The 17563-nt window shown below is 64.1% G+C and carries 15 protein-coding genes; 10 read left to right on the top strand and 5 right to left on the bottom strand.

The genetic code is table 11. From position 1 onward, the window contains the following. Positions 1–167 precede the first annotated feature (167 nt). From fdnG to selB, 8 genes are all read left to right on the top strand, one after another. Complete coding sequence (fdnG, locus tag ACYF6X_RS00215; RefSeq protein WP_107227524.1) at positions 168–3215, top strand: formate dehydrogenase-N subunit alpha; 3048 nt, start codon at positions 168–170, stop codon at positions 3213–3215. Between the two features lie 12 nt (positions 3216–3227). Then, positions 3228–4130 (top strand): formate dehydrogenase subunit beta, encoded by a 903-nt coding sequence (gene fdxH / locus ACYF6X_RS00220; RefSeq protein WP_073532632.1) that lies wholly within the window; start codon positions 3228–3230, stop codon positions 4128–4130. Then, positions 4127–4762, top strand: a complete 636-nt coding sequence (fdoI, locus tag ACYF6X_RS00225) for a formate dehydrogenase cytochrome b556 subunit (protein ID WP_004934017.1) — start codon at positions 4127–4129, stop codon at positions 4760–4762. The genes fdxH and fdoI overlap by 4 nt, the downstream gene beginning before the upstream one ends. Then, positions 4762–5691, top strand: coding sequence for a formate dehydrogenase accessory protein FdhE (gene fdhE, locus ACYF6X_RS00230; protein ID WP_033639080.1), 930 nt, complete (start codon positions 4762–4764; stop codon positions 5689–5691). The genes fdoI and fdhE overlap by 1 nt, the downstream gene beginning before the upstream one ends. A 114-nt stretch (positions 5692–5805) precedes the next feature. After that, positions 5806–6456 (top strand): DcrB-related protein, encoded by a 651-nt coding sequence (locus ACYF6X_RS00235; RefSeq protein ID WP_130018614.1) that lies wholly within the window; start codon positions 5806–5808, stop codon positions 6454–6456. A 40-nt stretch (positions 6457–6496) separates the two neighbouring features. Further along, positions 6497–7102: a glutathione S-transferase gene (locus ACYF6X_RS00240; RefSeq protein WP_063989145.1), complete on the top strand. Its 606-nt coding sequence runs from the start codon at positions 6497–6499 to the stop codon at positions 7100–7102. A gap of 69 nt (positions 7103–7171) precedes the next feature. Continuing rightward, positions 7172–8566, top strand: coding sequence for an L-seryl-tRNA(Sec) selenium transferase (gene selA, locus ACYF6X_RS00245; protein ID WP_130018615.1), 1395 nt, complete (start codon positions 7172–7174; stop codon positions 8564–8566). Then, the gene (selB, locus tag ACYF6X_RS00250; protein WP_130018616.1) at positions 8563–10419 is read left to right on the top strand and encodes a selenocysteine-specific translation elongation factor; all 1857 of its coding nucleotides are present in this window, start codon (positions 8563–8565) and stop codon (positions 10417–10419) included. The genes selA and selB overlap by 4 nt, the downstream gene beginning before the upstream one ends. Here selB and ACYF6X_RS00255 read toward each other — a convergent pair. After that, entirely contained in the window at positions 10409–11320 is a 912-nt protein-coding gene (locus ACYF6X_RS00255) for a LysR family transcriptional regulator (RefSeq protein ID WP_130018617.1), read from the bottom strand. The two genes, selB and ACYF6X_RS00255, sit on opposite strands and share 11 nt — an antisense overlap. 120 nt (positions 11321–11440) lie before the next feature. Here ACYF6X_RS00255 and ACYF6X_RS00260 point away from each other — a divergent pair, with 120 nt between their 5' ends. Then, entirely contained in the window at positions 11441–12067 is a 627-nt protein-coding gene (locus tag ACYF6X_RS00260) for a LysE family translocator (RefSeq protein WP_130018618.1), read from the top strand. Positions 12068–12120: 53 nt separating this feature from the next. Here ACYF6X_RS00260 and ACYF6X_RS00265 read toward each other — a convergent pair whose 3' ends face one another. Further along, entirely contained in the window at positions 12121–13368 is a 1248-nt protein-coding gene (locus ACYF6X_RS00265; protein ID WP_063989204.1) for an MFS transporter, read from the bottom strand. A gap of 217 nt (positions 13369–13585) precedes the next feature. Between ACYF6X_RS00265 and ACYF6X_RS00270 the strand changes: the two genes are divergently transcribed. Next, positions 13586–14578, top strand: coding sequence for an acyltransferase (locus ACYF6X_RS00270; RefSeq protein WP_130018619.1), 993 nt, complete (start codon positions 13586–13588; stop codon positions 14576–14578). Here the strand turns inward: ACYF6X_RS00270 and ACYF6X_RS00275 are convergent. From ACYF6X_RS00275 to ACYF6X_RS00285, 3 genes are all read right to left on the bottom strand, one after another. Then, positions 14573–15496, bottom strand: coding sequence for a GlxA family transcriptional regulator (locus tag ACYF6X_RS00275; protein ID WP_130018620.1), 924 nt, complete (start codon positions 15494–15496; stop codon positions 14573–14575). The genes ACYF6X_RS00270 and ACYF6X_RS00275 overlap by 6 nt on opposite strands. Before the next feature lie 2 nt (positions 15497–15498). After that, complete coding sequence (locus ACYF6X_RS00280) at positions 15499–16050, bottom strand: isochorismatase family protein (protein ID WP_060441240.1); 552 nt, start codon at positions 16048–16050, stop codon at positions 15499–15501. A 100-nt stretch (positions 16051–16150) separates the two neighbouring features. After that, positions 16151–17539, bottom strand: coding sequence for an amidohydrolase family protein (locus ACYF6X_RS00285; protein ID WP_130018621.1), 1389 nt, complete (start codon positions 17537–17539; stop codon positions 16151–16153). Between the last annotated feature and the right edge of the window lie 24 nt (positions 17540–17563).

The following is a 17563-nucleotide window of genomic DNA, read 5'->3' on the forward strand; positions in this document are numbered from 1 at the left end:
GTGCCAATGCGTTCACTGAATGAGCACGAGTGTGTAACAACCACAAGCACGCTGTGGTAATATGGCCGGCGTTCGTAGCAAGCATAACAACAGTGACATTCGCGTTTGCCGCGCTAGCGGGCAGGCGCATTTGAACAATGTGACAATCGAGAGTAAAGGAGACCCCCATGCAGGTCAGCAGAAGGCAGTTCTTTAAGATCTGCGCTGGCGGTATGGCAGGAACGACGGTGGCCGCGCTGGGCTTTGCCCCCGACGTGGCGTTGGCGGAAACCCGGCAGTACAAACTGCTGCGCGCCCGCGAGACCCGTAATACCTGTACGTATTGTTCCGTCGGCTGTGGGCTGTTGATGTACAGCCTTGGTGATGGCGCCAAGAACGCCAAAGAAAGCATTTTCCATATCGAAGGGGACCCGGATCATCCGGTAAACCGCGGCGCGCTTTGCCCGAAAGGCGCCGGTCTGGTTGACTTCATCCACAGCGAAAGCCGCCTCAAGTACCCGGAATACCGGGCGCCAGGGTCGGACAAATGGCAACGCATCAGCTGGGACGACGCCTTCACCCGCATCGCCAAGCTGGTGAAAGAAGACCGCGACGCCAACTTCATCAAAACCAACGATCAGGGCGTTACCGTCAACCGTTGGCTGACCACCGGCATGCTGTGCGCCTCGGCCGCCAGCAACGAAACAGGTTTTCTGTCGCAAAAATTTAGTCGCGCTCTCGGCATGCTTGCCGTAGACAACCAGGCGCGTGTCTGACACGGACCAACGGTAGCAAGTCTTGCTCCAACATTTGGTCGCGGTGCGATGACCAACCACTGGGTTGATATCAAGAACGCGAATTTGATTATCGTCATGGGCGGTAATGCGGCGGAAGCGCATCCGGTGGGGTTCCGCTGGGCGATGGAAGCCAAAATACACAACAATGCCAAGCTGATCGTGATCGATCCGCGCTTTACCCGAACCGCATCGGTGGCGGACTTCTACACGCCGATCCGCTCCGGGACCGACATCGCTTTCCTGTCGGGCGTGTTGCTGTATCTGATGACCAACAACAAGTTCAACCGCGAATACGTCGAGGCCTACACCAACGCCAGCCTGCTGGTGCGGGAAGACTTTGCCTTCGAAGACGGCTTGTTCAGCGGCTACGACGCGGAAAACCGCAAGTACGACAAAACCACCTGGAATTACCAGTTCGACGAGAACGGCTTCGCCAAGCGCGACGTCACGCTGCAGGATCCGCGCTGCGTGTGGAACATGCTGAAGCAGCACGTGAGCCGCTACACGCCTGACGTGGTGACCAACATCTGCGGCACGCCGAAGGACGATTTCCTCAAGGTGTGCGAATACATCGCCGAAACCTGCGTCGCGGATAAAACCGCTTCGTTCCTGTACGCCCTGGGCTGGACTCAGCACTCGGTCGGCGCGCAGAACATCCGCACCATGGCGATGATCCAGCTGCTGCTCGGCAACATGGGCATGGCGGGCGGCGGCGTCAACGCGCTGCGCGGCCACTCCAACATCCAGGGGCTGACCGATCTCGGCCTGCTGTCGCAGAGCCTGCCGGGCTACATGACGCTGCCGTCGGAGAAACAGACCGATCTCGAGACCTACCTGAAGGCCAACACGCCGAAGGCGCTGCTGCCGGGCCAGGTGAACTACTGGGGCAACTACCCGAAATTCTTCGTCAGCATGATGAAGACCTTCTACGGCGACAAGGCACAGAAGGACAACAGCTGGGGCTTTGACTGGTTGCCGAAGTGGGACAAAGGCTACGACGTGCTGCAGTACTTCGAGATGATGGCGCAGGGCAAGGTCAACGGCTACTTCTGCCAGGGCTTTAACCCGGTGGCGTCGTTCCCGAACAAAAACAAGGTAGTGGCTTCGCTGTCCAAGCTGAAGTTCCTGGTGACCATCGATCCGTTGAACACCGAGACCTCCAACTTCTGGCAGAACCACGGCGAGTTTAACGAGGTGGACCCTTCGCAGATCCAGACCGAAGTGTTCCGCCTGCCGTCTACCTGCTTCGCCGAAGAAAACGGCTCGATCGTCAACTCCGGCCGCTGGCTGCAGTGGCACTGGAAAGGCGCGGACGCCCCGGGCGAAGCGCTGAACGACGGCGAGATCCTGGCGGGCATCTTCAGCCGCCTGCGCGAGATGTATGCGCGCGACGGCGGTGCGGTGCCAGAACAGGTGCTGAACATGACCTGGGACTACCTGACGCCGGACAACCCGGCGCCGGAAGAGGTGGCGCAGGAAAACAACGGCAAGGCGCTGGCGGATCTACTGGATGCCGACGGCAAAGTGCTGGTGAAAAAAGGCGAGCTGCTCAGCTCGTTCGCGCAGCTGCGTGACGACGGCACCACCGCCAGCGGCTGCTGGATCTTCGCCGGCAGCTGGACGCCGGCCGGCAACCAGATGGCGCGGCGTGACAACGCCGATCCGTCCGGCCTCGGCAATACGCTGGGCTGGGCCTGGGCATGGCCGCTCAACCGCCGCATCCTGTACAACCGCGCCTCGGCGGACCCGCAGGGTAAACCGTGGGATCCGAAACGCCAACTGCTGGAGTGGGACGGCGCCAAGTGGGTCGGGGCCGATATCCCGGACTACAGCACCGCCGCGCCGGGCAGCGACGTCGGGCCGTTCATCATGCAGCCGGAAGGCATGGGCCGCCTGTTCGCCACCGACAAGATGGCGGAAGGGCCGTTCCCTGAACACTACGAGCCGTTCGAAACGCCGCTCGGCACCAACCCGCTGCACCCGAACGTGGTGTCCAACCCGGCGGCGCGCGTGTTCAAGGACGATCTGGCGGCGATGGGCAAATCCGACAAGTTCCCTTACGTCGGCACCACCTATCGTCTGACCGAGCACTTCCACTACTGGACCAAGCACGCGCGGCTGAACGCCATCGCGCAGCCGGAGCAGTTCGTGGAGATCGGCGAAAAGCTGGCGGAGAAGAAGGGCATCAAGCAGGGCGACACCGTGAAGGTCAGCTCCAACCGCGGCTACATCAAGGCCAAGGCGGTGGTGACCAAGCGTATTCGCACACTGCAGGTGCACGGCCAGGAAGTCGACACCATCGGCATCCCGATCCACTGGGGTTACGAAGGGGTGGCGAAGAAAGGCTTTATCGCCAACACGCTGACGCCGTTCGTCGGCGACGCCAATACGCAAACGCCGGAGTTCAAGGCGTTCCTGGTCAACGTGGAAAAGGTGTAACGGAGACGAATTATGGCCATGCAATCTCAAGACATCATTCGTAAATCCGCCACCAATGGTTTCACGCCGGCGCCGCGCGCCCGTGACCACCAGGAAGAAGTGGCCAAGCTGATCGATGTCACCACCTGTATCGGCTGCAAGGCCTGTCAGGTGGCCTGTTCCGAATGGAACGACATCCGCGACGAAGTGGGGCACAACGTCGGGGTGTACGATAACCCCGCCGATCTGACCGCCAAGTCGTGGACGGTGATGCGCTTCTCCGAGGTGGAGGAAAACGGCAAGCTGGAATGGCTGATCCGCAAGGATGGCTGCATGCACTGCGCCGATCCGGGCTGCCTGAAGGCCTGCCCGTCGGAAGGCGCGATCATTCAGTACGCCAACGGCATCGTCGACTTCCAGTCCGAGCACTGCATCGGCTGCGGCTACTGCATCGCCGGCTGCCCGTTCGACGTGCCGCGCATGAACAAGGACGACAACCGGGTGTACAAGTGCACCCTGTGCGTCGACCGCGTGGACGTCGGCCAGGAACCGGCCTGCGTGAAAACCTGCCCGACCGGCGCCATTCACTTCGGCACCAAGGAAGCGATGAAGCAGGTGGCGGCGGATCGCGTCAGCGAGCTGAACACCCGCGGCTACCAGAACGCCGGTTTGTACGATCCGGCGGGGGTGGGCGGCACGCACGTGATGTATGTGCTGCACCACGCCGACAAACCGCAGCTGTACCACGGTTTGCCGGACAACCCGAGCATCAGCCCGGCGGTGACCTTCTGGAAGGGCGTGTGGAAACCCCTGGCGGCCATCGGCTTTGCCGCCACCTTCGCGGCCAGCGTGTTCCACTATGTCGGCGTCGGGCCTAACCGCGTCGACGATGAGGACGAGCACGACGAGCCGCATGACGAGGAGACGCGCAAATGAGAAAGGAAAAGCCCATTCAGCGTTACAGCGCACCGGAGCGCATCAACCACTGGATCGTGGCGTTCTGCTTCGTGTTCGCCGCCATCAGCGGGCTGGGGTTCTTCTTCCCCTCCTTCAACTGGCTGATGAACATCTTCGGGACGCCGCAGCTGGCGCGCATTCTGCACCCGTTTGTCGGGGTGATCATGTTTGCCGCGTTCCTGCTGATGTTCCTGCGCTACTGGAAGCATAACCTGATCAACCGGGAAGATATCGTCTGGGCCAAGAACATCCACAAAATCGCCATGAACGAGGAAGTGGGTGACACCGGGCGCTATAATTTCGGCCAGAAGTGCGTGTTCTGGGCGGCGATTATCAGCCTGGTGCTGTTGCTGGCCAGCGGCGTGGTGATCTGGCGGCCGTATTTTGCGCCGTCGTTCTCCATTCCGCTGATCCGCATCGCGCTGCTGGTGCATTCGCTGGCCGCGGTCGGCCTGATTATCGTGATTATGGTGCACATTTACGCCGCATTGTGGGTAAAAGGCACCATTACCGCGATGGTGGAAGGCTGGGTGCCGGCGGCCTGGGCCAAGAAACATCATCCGCGCTGGTACCGTGAGGTCCGCGAGAAACGACAGGAAGATAAACCCTGATGAGTATCCGCATCGTTCCTAAAGAGCAGTTAGGGGCACAGCGTGAGAAGTCCACAACGGCGGAGAACATCCCGCCGTTACTTTTCGCCAACCTGAAAAGCCTGTACAGCCGCCGCGCCGATCGTCTGCGTCAGCTGGCGGTCGACAATCCGCTGGGCGACTACCTGAACTTCGCCGCCGAGCTGGCGCAGGCGCAGCAGCATGCGCTGCACGATAACCCGCTGCAGCTCGATCTGAGTGAAGCGCTGGCGCAGGGCGCCGCCAGCGGCAAACCGCCGCTCGATCTGAGCGTGTTCCCGCGCAGCGAACACTGGCGCAAGCTGCTGACGTCGCTGATCGCCGAGCTGCGCCCGCAGGCGCCGGAGCATATCCTGGCGGTGCTGGACAACCTGGAGAAAGCCTCGGCGCACGAGCTGGAGCTGATGGCCGACGCCTTGCTCAACCGCGAGTTCGGCAAGGTGGGCAGCGAGAAGGCGCCGTTCCTCTGGGCCGCGCTGTCGCTCTATTGGGCGCAGATGGCCAGCCTGATCCCCGGCAAGGCGCGCGCCGAATACGGCGAGCAGCGCCAATTCTGCCCGGTGTGCGGCAGCATCCCGGTCTCCAGCATGGTGCACATCGGCACCGTCAACGGCCTGCGCTACCTGCACTGCAACCTGTGCGAAAGCGAATGGCACGTGGTGCGGGTGAAGTGCAGCAACTGCGAGCAGACCCGCGATCTCAACTACTGGTCGCTGGACAGCGAACAGGCGGCGGTGAAGGCGGAGAGCTGCGGCGACTGCGGCACTTACCTGAAGATCCTCTATCAGGAAAAAGACCCGCAGGTCGAAGCGGTGGCCGACGATCTGGCTTCGCTGGTGCTGGACGCCCGCATGGAAGAAGAAGGCTTCGGCCGCAGCAGCATCAATCCGTTCCTGTTCCCGGCGGAGTAACCGCCCGGCCCCGTTCGCGCGGGGCCGGACCAGCAATTTCAGCACGGGCTTCTGGCATTCGCCCGGGCGAGTTGCTACGTTTAGGCCATAACGCGCCAAGCGAAAGGAACCACGATGTTAAACACCCTGGCAAAACTGACTGCGGTCGCCGTGTTGGCGGTTGGACTGGCGGCCTGCGACAACAAGGACGACACCAAACCGGCGGTGCCGCCACCGGACACCAAGCCGACCGTGACGCAGCCCGCGCCACCGCCGCCGCCTGCGCCGGTAGAAACCCCGCCCGCGCCAGCGGGGCTGAACGTGTCGCTGCAGAAGGGCAAAATCACCTTCGAGCTGCCGCCGGGCTTTAGCGATCAGACGCTGAACAGCGGCATCATCAACGACAGCACCTCCACCATTCAGCGCTTTCTCGACGGCAAGTCGCGCCAGAGCGCGGTCTCGTCCGAAGTGATCCCGCCGGACGGCATGAAGCTCAATACCAGCGACAAAATGCTGAAAGAGCTGGCGCAGAGCGCCATCACGGTGCTGGCCGAACGCTATCAGAATATCCAGACCACCAAAGAAGAGAACTTCAGCGTCGGCAAACAGAAGTTTCGCCGGGTGGATACCGAGCAGACCGTCAACGGGCAAAAGGTGGTCTCCACCCTGGTGTTGACGGTGTTCAACAAGCGGGTAGTGACGCTGCAAATGCTGTCGCCGGCCAAAACGCCGGAAGTGCATCAGGCGCTGGTGCAGCGGATTATCGATACCCTGGCGGTGAAGTAAGCGCATTGCGCCGTGGCCAGGACGAAGCGGAGGAGATCGGATGAAGCTTATCGGCAGTTACACCAGTCCCTTTGTGCGCAAGATTTCCGTGATGCTGCTGGAGAAGGGGATCGCGTTCGAATTCGTCAACGATCCGCCGTATGAGCCCGGCAGCCGGGTGAAGGAGCTGAACCCGCTCGCCAAGGTGCCGGTGCTGATCGCCGATGACGGCGAGGTGTTTTACGACTCGCCGGTGGTGGCCGAATACCTTGAGCTGCTGGCGGTGGAGCCGGCGTTTTTGCCGGCTGAACGCGCCGCCGCGCTGCGCGTTCGCCAGGTGGCGGCGCTGGCGGACGGCGTGACCGACGCGGCGGCGACCCTGTTTCGCGAAAGCCGGCGCGCGCCGGAAAAACAGGACGAAAACTGGATGCTGCGCCAGCGTGACAAGCTGACGCAGGGGTTGGATGCGCTCGAGGCGCTGGCGCGGGAAAAAACGTGGCTCAATGCCGAGCGGCTGACGCTGGCGGATATCGCCACCGGCTGCGCGCTGGGCTACCTCAATTTCCGCCGCATCCTGCCCAACTGGTGCGTCGAGCGCCCGGCGCTGGTCAAGCTGGCTGAACGCCTGTTCGCTCGCGAAAGCTTCGCCCGCACTGCGCCGCCCTGAACGTTCTTTTCTCCCCGCCGCGGCGGGGTTTTGCTATGCCGATACGTCTAAACTGAAAACCGAGCGACCATGAGCACTGAATCCCACCTTCTTTACAGCCAACTGCCCGCCATTGACCGCCTGCTGCGAGAACCCGCGATTGAACCGCTGGTGGCGCAGCATGGCCAGACGCTGATCGGCGAACTGCTGCGCCGGCTGCAGGCCGAGGCGCGCGCCGCTATCAAGCAACAGCAACGTTTACCCGCCTGGTGCGACGACTGGCCGCAGGCGCTGCGGGCGGAGCTGGCCCGGCAGCAACGCCCGGCTTTGCTGCCGGTGTTCAACCTCAGCGGCACCGTATTGCACACCAACCTCGGGCGCGCCCTGCTGGCGCAGCCGGTGAAGGAGGCGGTGAGCGCGGTGATGGGAGAGGCGGTGACGCTGGAGTACGATCTGGACGGCGCCGGGCGCGGCCATCGCGATCGGGCGTTGGCAGATCTGCTGTGCCGGCTGACCGGCGCGGAAGACGCCTGCATCGTCAATAACAACGCGGCGGCGGTGCTGCTGATGCTGGCGGCGATCGCCCCCGGCAAAGAGGTGGTGGTGTCGCGCGGCGAGCTGGTGGAAATCGGCGGTGCGTTCCGCATTCCCGACGTGATGCGCCAGGCCGGCTGCCAACTGGTGGAAGTCGGCACCACCAACCGCACCCATCTGAAGGATTACCGCCAGGCCATCAACGAGCAGACCGGCCTGTTGATGAAGGTGCACACCAGCAACTACAGCATTCAGGGCTTTACCGCGGCGGTCGACGAGGCCGAATTGGCGCAGCTCGGGGCCGAACAGGGCGTGCCGACCGCCACCGATCTGGGCAGCGGCTCGCTGATCGACATGGCGCAGTACGGCCTGCCCGCCGAGCCGATGCCGCAGAGGCTGCTGGCCGCCGGTATCGATCTGGTGACGTTCTCCGGCGATAAGCTGTTGGGCGGCCCGCAGGCCGGCATCATCGTCGGCAAAAAGGCGCTGATCGCTCGCCTGCAGCAGCATCCGCTCAAACGCGCGCTGCGCGTCGGTAAGCTGACGTTGGCGGCCCTGGAGGCCACGCTGCGGCTCTATCTGCAGCCGGAAAAACTGGCTGAACAGCTGCCGACGCTGCGGCTGCTGACCCGCCCGCAGCAGGAGATGCAACAGGCGGCCGAACGGCTGCTGACGGCGCTGGCGCCACGATTCACCGCCGATTTCGAGCTGCGCGCCGAACCGTGCTGGTCGCAGATTGGCAGCGGTTCGCTGCCGGTGGATCGCCTGCCCAGCTATGCGCTGACCTTCACGCCGCGCGACGGCCGCGGTGCCACGCTGGAAGCGTTGGCTGAACGCTGGCGCCGCCTGCCGCAGCCGGTGATCGGCCGCCTCGGCGACGGCCGGCTGTGGCTGGATCTGCGCTGTCTGGAACAGGAAGGGGCGCTAATCGACGCGCTGAGCGCCTCATGATCATCGCCACCGCTGGCCATGTCGATCATGGCAAAACCACCCTGCTGCAGGCGATCTCCGGGATCAATGCGGATCGCCTGCCGGAAGAGAAGCGCCGCGGCATGACCATCGATCTGGGCTACGCCTATTGGCCGCAGCTGGACGGCCGGGTGCTGGGCTTTATCGACGTGCCCGGCCACGAGAAATTCCTCGCCAATATGCTGGCGGGCGTCGGTGGTATCGACCATGCGTTGCTGGTGGTGGCCTGCGACGACGGCGTGATGGCGCAGACCCGCGAGCATTTGGCGATCCTGCGCCTGAGCGGTCGCCCGGCGCTGACGGTGGCGCTGACCAAGGCCGACCGGGTGGAGGCCGCGCGTGTCGACGAGGTACGCCGCCAGGTGCGCGACGAGCTGGCGCGCCAGGGCTGGCCCGATGCGCCGCTGTTTGTTACCGCGGCGGCGGCGGGAGAGGGCATCGAGGCGCTGCGCGCGCATTTGCTGGCGCTGCCCTCCGGCGAGCACGCGCTGACGCGCCGTTTTCGCCTGGCGGTAGACCGTGCGTTCAGCGTCAAAGGGGCGGGGCTGGTGGTGACCGGCACCGCGCTCGGCGGGCGGGTGCAGGTAGGAGATACGCTGTGGCTGACCGGCGCCGACGCGCCGGTGCGGGTGCGTGGCCTGCATGCCCAAAATCAGACCGTGGAGCAGGCGCAGGCCGGGCAACGCATCGCGTTGAACATCAGCGGCGATGTCGATAAAGACCGGATCGCGCGCGGCGACTGGCTGCTGGCGCAGCGTCCGCCGGAGGCGGCGGAACGCATTCTGGTGGCGCTGGAGACGGATCAGCCGATCCGCCATTGGCAGCCGCTGCATCTGCACCATGCCGCCAGCCACATCACCGGGCGCATTTCGCTGCTGAACGACGGGCTGGCGGAACTGATCCTCGATCGCCCGCTGTGGCTGGTGGAGAACGATCGGCTGGTGCTGCGCGATATCGGTGCGCGGCAAACGCTGGGCGCGGCCCGGGTGCTCAGGCTGAGCGCGCCCAAGCGCGGCAAGCGCCAGCCGGACTACCTGGCATGGCTGCAGGCCCTGGCGCAGGCGCAAGACGACGCGCAGGCGCTGGCGCTTGAGCTGCCGCACGGCGCGCTGTCGCTGCCGGCGTTCGCCTGGGCGCGTCAGTTGACCGACGACGGCCTGGCGGCACTGCTGGCGGACCGCGATCTGCTGATCGTCGGTGACCGGGCGCTGGCGCAGGAGCAGGTGCAACAGGCGGAGAGCCGCCTGTTGCAGGTGCTGGCGGAGTATCACCAACAGCACGCCGATCAGCTGGGACTGGGGCGCGCCCGCCTGCGGCGCATGGCGCTGCCTCAGCAACCTGAGGCGCTGGTGTTTATGATGATCGATCGGCTGCTGAAGGGCGGGGCGCTGCGCAATACGCGCGGCTGGCTGCACCTGCCGGAACACGGCCTGGCGTTCAGCGCCGACGAGGCGCCGCTGTGGGCGCGCATCGAACCGCTGTTTGGTGACGAGCCGTGGTGGGTGCGCGATCTGGCCAGCGAGCTGGGCGAAGAGGAGAGCCGGGTGCGAGCGCTGCTGCGCAAGGCGGCTCAGCTGGGCCATGTGACGGCGGTGGTGGTGGATCGCTACTACCTCAGCCGACGCATCGATCAGTTCGCGGCGCTGATCCGCGAGCTGGATGCGGAGCGGGGCGGCGCCAACGCCGCTGATTTCCGCGATCGGCTCGGCGTCGGGCGCAAGCTGGCGATCCAGGTGCTGGAGTTTTTCGATCGCAGCGGCTTTACCCGCCGCAAGGGCAACGAGCATCCGCTGCGCGACGGCGGGTTGTTCGGCAGCGAGTCCCCTAGCCGATAAATCTGACGGCGGCCCGGCTGACGTCGGGCGTTTGGGCGGCGAGAAACGCCTGTAAACGTTCGATCAGCGGCCGTTTCGCCGACTCCGCCGGCCAAACCAGATAGTAACCGTCGCCGGTGCGTACGGCGGCGTCACAAGGCAGCGCCAACACCCCTTCCTCAATGGTCCGCAGGCTCAGCGCCAGATCGCCGATCGAGATGCCGTGCCCGGCGATGGCCGCCGTATTGCCCTGTTCCAGCGAATCGAACACCTGGCCGCGCATGAGATCGATCGGGACTGCGGAACCGCTTTTTTGCAGCCAGCGCCGCCAGTCGCGCCGATCGGGCGAAGGATGGATCAGCGGGCAGGCGGCGAGATCGCACTGCCCGTCGGCGAGCAGCGCGGGGGCGCAAATTGGGATCAGCCATTCGTCGAACAGCTTGGCGGCGGCGGTGTTGGCGCCGAAATGGCCGTTGCCGAGCAGGATGGCGCAGTCGTAGGGTTCGCTGAAAAAATCCACGCTGTCGATGTCCATCCAGACGCTGGCTGCCTGCACCTCGAACGCCTGCGCCGTTTGCCGGAACCGGCTCAGGCAGTCCAGCAGCCAGCGCAGGGTCAGGGTGGAGGGCGCCTTCAGCCGCAGCAGATCGCGGTGGCTTCTGAACAGCTCGCAGGCTTGCTCGATGCGGCCAAACCCTTGCTGCAGCTCGGCGGCGAAGATTTTCCCCTGCGGCGTGACCTCGATACGCGGGCCGTTGCGCTGGAACAGCCGGCAGCCGAAGTGCTGCTCCAGCGTTTTAATGTGCTTGCTGACGGCGCTGGGGGTGAGATGCAGCTCGTCGGCGGCCAGCGTGAACGAGCCGGTGCGGGCGGCGCTCTCGAAGGCGCGCAGGGCGTAAAGCGGCGGAAGGGAACTGGCCATCGCGGCGTCTCTAATAATGAGTCTGATTCACAGTAAACGACAGGATTACTCCTTTTTCAAGGCGGGGGCGGCGGCATGATAATAGTGCGACGCCAACTGACTGAATGTGAGTGAAAAAAGATGAATCTGTCGTTACTGGCGGCGTATTTCGCCGCCATTTTTTTGCTGATCGCCACGCCGGGGCCGGTGGTGGCGATGGTGGCCAACACCGCGGCGCGCTTTGGCGCCCGGCGTGCGCTGTTGACCGCGCTGGGCAGCAACGGGGCCTCCTTGTTGCTGATCGGTACCGCCGCGCTGATTGTCACCGGGCTGTTCGCGGTGGATATGCGCATGCTGCAGTGGGTAGGCCTGCTGGGCTGCCTGTATATCGGCCGCTTGGCGATCGTCTCGCTGTATGAGGATTTATCCGCGCGAACCCCCGATGCGCAGCCCGTTGCGCTGCCGCAAAAACGCTCGGCGATCCTGAACGGTTTTCTGGTGGGCATCGCCAACCCCAAAGACATTATCTTCTTCGTCGCCTTTTTCCCGCAGTTCATTGCCGTCACCCCTTCGGTCGGCGCCAGCCTGACGCTACTGACCGCACTGTGGGTGCTGGCGGACTTCGCCATTTTGCTGGCCTATATCACCCTGCTGTCGGGAACGGCGCTGCAGCGCGCGCGGCGGGCGATCTCTGTCCTGTCGGCGTCGCTGCTGTTGGGGGTGGCGGTGATAGGGGTAGGATATGCGTTGTGGGCACTGTTTGGCTGAAGCCGCATAAAAAACGCCGGTCGGGAAACCGGACCGGCGTTTTATCGTGGCATTTAAGCCGCGCCGGTCGGCTGCGGCGTGGGGTCGCCGTTGCGGCGTTTGCCGATAAACAGCGCCACCAGCGTCAGCCAGCACAGGCCGCTGATGAGGTTGAACAGGTTGAACAGCCCGCTGCCGCCCCAGACGTAGGCGACCTTGGCCAGTTCGATGCCGACGGTGAACACCATCATGCTCAGCATGCCCATGGTGGCCGACACGGTGCCCTTGCTGACATTGCTGGAGAACAGCGTCAGACGGTACAGGCCGGCGTTGGCGAGGCCAATGCCGAAGGCGTACAGGCTCAGGCCGGCGGTCATCCACAGGTAGGCATGGCTGGAGAACTGGGTCGCCAGCGCGGCGATCAGCAGCCCCAGCAGCATCGGGCCTGCACCCAGCTTGATCAGGCGCTCCACGCTGTTTTTGCCGGTCAGGCGCGCCAGCGTCAGGTTGCCGAGGATCAGCGCGCCGAATACCGGGATTTGCAGCAGGCCGTAATCCAGCGTCGACAGCGACTCACCGCTGATCAGGATCACCGGCGACTGGGCGATCCAGGCCAGCAGCGGCAGGCTGGCGAAACCGATCGCCAGCGCGCCGCACAGGAAGCGGCGGTTGCCCAACACCTGGCGGTAGTCACGCCACAGGTTGGCGGCGGAAAACGCCTCGCCCTGCAGCGTGGCGGTTTCCGGCATCGCTTTCCACAGGCCATAGAAGGCGATGGCCGCCAGCGCGGCGAACAGCACGAACATGCTCTGCCACGGCGCGACGTGGATCAGCGCCGCGCCGGCCAGCGGCCCGAGCAGCGGGGCGATCAGCGCCACGTTGGCCATCAGTGCGGTGATCTTGATGCACACCGATTCTTCAAACGACTCCTGAATGGTGGCGTAGCCGACGGCGCCGATAAAGCACAGGCCGATGCCCTGCAGGAAACGCATGGCGATGAACTGTTCGATGGTGGTGACCAGCAGGATCGCCAGGCAGGCGACGATAAAGAACGCCACCCCGGCCAGCATCACCGGGCGACGGCCGCGGCGATCCGATAGCGGCCCGAGCAGCCACTGCAGGAAGATGCCGCCGGCCAGATAGGCGGTCATCGAGGTGGGTACCCACTCTTCGCCGGCGTTGAAATCCGCCACGACGGCCAGCATGCCCGGCTGAATCATATCGTTGCCGATATAGGTGGCGAACTCGAACAGCACCAGACAAAGAGGGAATAAAAGCGCCTGTCGGCCCAAACGTGCCGCAGGTGGTAATGTTGTTTTCATTTTATTGTACTGATAGTAAAAGAGAAAAAGTAACTGCCAGGGCGGGAGGCGCAAACTGAGCGAGTTGTGGCGGCTATTTTGCCGCCAATTGTTCACCTTCGCAATCATAAGGTGTTGTTTAAGTGCATTCTGATATTTCGCTTTTGGGTTGTCGCCGAACGCCGTGCCCGATAACCTCTTCTTAACCTATCAATATGACACAAGATCGGGCGAGCGTTTGAGCGAGAAAATCGGTTGGATAGACAATCTGCGGGCGATGGCGTGCATGATGGTGGTGATGATCCACGCCACCACCTATTACGTCACCAACGGCGCGGCGATAGGGCTGCACAACTGGGATATTGCCAACGTGCTAAACTCGCTGTCGCGCGTGTCGGTGCCGCTGTTTTTCATGATTTCCGGCTACCTGTTCTTCGGCGACAAGAGCGCCGGCCGGCGGCATTTCACCCGTATCGCCTGCTGCATTCTGTTCTACAGCGCCATCGCGCTGATCTATATCGCGGCCTTTACCAAGATCGGCTTCTGGCCGTCGCTGCGCGCCATCCTGCAAAAGCCGGTGTTCTACCATCTGTGGTTTTTCTATGCCATTGCGGTGATTTACCTGCTGTCGCCGCTGATCAGCGTCAAGCCGGTATCGCGCCGTTACCTGGCCGCCGCGCTGGTGGTGTTGGCGGCGATCGCCAACCCGAATACCGACAAGCTGACCTTCGGCAACGTGCACCTGCTGCCGGTTAACCTGTATATCTACGGCGATACCTTCTACTACCTGCTGTATGCGCTGGCCGGGCGGGCGATTGGCATGATGGGGGCGCGCGGGCGCGCCGTGGGCTGGCTGGCGGCGCTGGGATTTGTGCTGTGCGTAGCGCTGATCGCGCGCGGCACCAAACACCAGCTGTTCATCAACGGCAATTTCGCCGATACCTACTACATCTACAGCGGTCCGCTGGTGTTTATGGCGGCGGTGGCGCTGCTGGTGTGGGTGAAACACTGTTTGCCGCAGCCGATCGGCTGGCTGAGCGCGTTCTCCCGCCATTCGCTGGCGATCTACGGTTTTCACGCCCTGATCGTCAACGTGATGCGCAGCCGGCACCTGGATTTCACCGGCCACCCGCTGCTGGATATCTTCTGGGTGTTCGGCGTGGCGTTGGGTCTCAGCCTGCTGCTGTCTGTCGGCCTGCAGCGGCTGGATACCCGCCGGCTGGTGTCATAGTGGCGAGCGCTGACGCTGCTGGGCGCGGCGCAACTGCCGCCCGGAAGAAAAACCGGCCGCCAGCGCGGCCTTCTCCAACCCATATCCTTGCTGCAGGCGCTGTTGCGCCACCGCCAACCGCAGCTGCTCATGATATTCCCGCACGCTGATGCCGACGTGGCTGCGAAACAGCCGCGCCAGGTGGCGGCTGCTGACGTGCGCTTTTTCCGCCACCTGCGGCACCGACCAGTCGGCCTCCGGCTCGGCGGCCATCACGTCCTGCGCGCGGTGCACCGCCGGGTGCAGGTGGTTGCGGTAGCGCAGCCAGGGCGACAGCTGCGGATCGTCGCCGGCGCGGCGGAAATAGACCACCATATCGCGGGCGACGTCGCGCGCCCGGCCGGAGCCGCAGTGGCGGTGCACCAGGTGCAGCGCCAAATCGATGCCGGTGGTGATGCCCGCGCTGGTGTAGACGCCGCGATCTTCGACGAAGATACGGTTCTCTTTCACCTGCGCCGCCGGCGCCTGCCGGCGGATACGCTCGATGACGTCGTGGTGGGTGGTGCACTGATAGCCGTCGAGCAGCCCGGCCTGCGCCGCCAGCAGCGCGCCGGAACAGATGCACACCAGGGTGATGCGCTGCCGTTGCAGATCGGGCTGCAGCGTCGCCAGCCAGCGGCGCGCCTGCTCGGCCTCTTCCCCGGCGAAATAGCGCTGCGAATCGCCGACGCCCGGCAGCACCAGGATGGCGCCGTCTTCCAGGCATTCGGGCAACGGCTGCAGGCCGCTCAGCGTCATGCCGATGGAGCAGACGATCTGCGGCGCCGGGCTGAGATAACGCAGGCTGAACTGCCCCGCGAGACGCAGGGTTTCCGCCGGGCCGCTGACGTCCAGCGACAGCACGTTGGGCAACAGCAGAAAATAGACGGCCTGCGACATGGTTACTCCTGTGCGAGTTGCGCCAGCGCCTCATCCACGCTGGCGATGCGGGCGAAACGATCGACCAGTACGGTTTCAGTATGCCGCTTCAGCTGCGCGGGGGTAAAGACTTCGCCGTCGGGATGGCGCATCGGGAAGGTCAGCGTCGCCTCGGTGACGAAGGTCACCCGATAACCGAGATCGGACGCCACCCGTGTGGTGGTTTCGCAGCACTGCTCGGTGCGGATGCCGGAGACGATCAGGTGGTTGATATCCCGCTCGCGCAGCCAGGCGTCGAGGCCGGATTCGGTCAGCGCATTGTGCACATGCTTATGCACGGTGATATCCGCCTGGTGGGTGAGGAACGGCAGGCGCTGCACGTGGCCTGATGCCAGCGAGAACGGCCCCTGCGGCGAAACGTGCAGCACGTCGACCAGTGCCGCGCCGCGTTGTTGGCAGCCCGCGATCAGGCGGGTCAGCGCCTGCTGAAACGCCGGCAGATCGTCCTCCTGCCAGAATGGACGGTGCTGGAATGATTGCTGGACATCGATGATCAATAACGCGCTCTGTGACATTTTCGGCCCTCCGCCAGTGTGTGTAGCGACCATCTTGCGCCGCGCCTTACTCTGGCAGAAGGCCAAAAACGGCCATCATGATGACAACAGCGGACCGACCTTAGGCTTTGCTCACCTGGCCGGCCACCAGACGCCCCTGATGGAAGGTGGCGCTGCGCGCCGGCAGGCGGGCGACCGCCTCGGCGGAACAGCTGGCGTTGACCAGCACGAACTCGGCGGCGTCGCCGGCTTTCGGCCAGGCGCGCTGGCCCTTATCGTCCAGCGGCAGCACGCCGCCGGTGGAGATGGCCATGGCGCGCGACAGGTGATACTCGTCGGAGCCGCGGTACAGCTGGGCATACAGGTTAGCCTTCTCCAGAATGTCGCCGGTGCCGAACGGCGACCAGTGGTCGATCACGCTGTCGGTGCCGGTCATCACGAACACCCCTTTCTCGCTGAGCTGCGGCAGCGGCATCATCAGGCCGCCGATCGGCACCGTGGAGGCGATGGTGATCTGCTGCGCCGCCAGCCGGGTGGCGGTTTCCGCCAGTTCGCCCGGCGTCAGCGTGGTCAGGGCGAAAGCGTGGCTGATGGTGACTTTGCCGCGCAGCGCCGGGTTTTGCTCCACGGTGGCGATCATATAGGTGATGGCGGCGACCCCGGCCGGGCTGGTCTCATGCAGGTGGATATCCACGCCTTTGCCGGTATCGAGGGCGATCTGGAACATGGCGTCGAGCGATTTCTCCATCGCGCCGTCGACGTTGGTCGGATCCAGCCCGCCGACGTACTGCACGCCCATCTGCATCGCTTCGCGCATCAGCGCATCGACCTTGGAGTGCAACAGCCCGTGCTGCGGGAAGGCGACGATTTCACAGCTGAAGTCCGCCCGGTGGTTTTCCAGCGCGCGCTGCAGGTGTTCCAGGCTTTTCAGGCCGCTGATCGGATCGATATTGCAGTGGCTGCGCGCCACGGTGCTGCCTTTGGACTGCAGCAGGGCGATCAGATTTTCCGCCCGCTGCTGCGAGGTGGGTAGCAGTTTCGGGATCAGCGTCTGCTCCAGCGCGATCATGTCCATGATGGTCTTGCCCTGGCGCGGGCGCGGCGCCTGCCACGGGCCGCTGTAGAAGGTTTTGTCCAGGTGGATGTGCATATCGCGGAACGCCGGCAGCAACAGCTGGCCCTGCGCCTGATAGCGGGGCACGCCGGCGGGCAGGGGGGCGTTGGCGGCGTGAATGGCGGCGATCTTGCCGTCTTTGATCTCCAGTGTGTACAGCGCGGTGCGGGTGCCGATCACCGTTTCGCCGTCGTATTCAAAGCCGTCTTCCAGCCGCACCTCACTCAGGCAGTAGTGGCGATCGGTTAGGGTCATCGGTGCCGGTGCGCACTGCCCGTCGCCCGGTGACGTGGCCTGCGCCATGCCGCCCGTCAGGCCGATCACCGCGCAGGCGGTGGTGAGTTTGCCGGTTTGGCTGAGGAAGGCTCTGCGGCCCGGTTGTTGAGGGTTTTCCACGTTCGGTTCCTTAATCCAGAGGTG

Source organism: Serratia sp. ID 25-353, assembly GCF_054792795.1.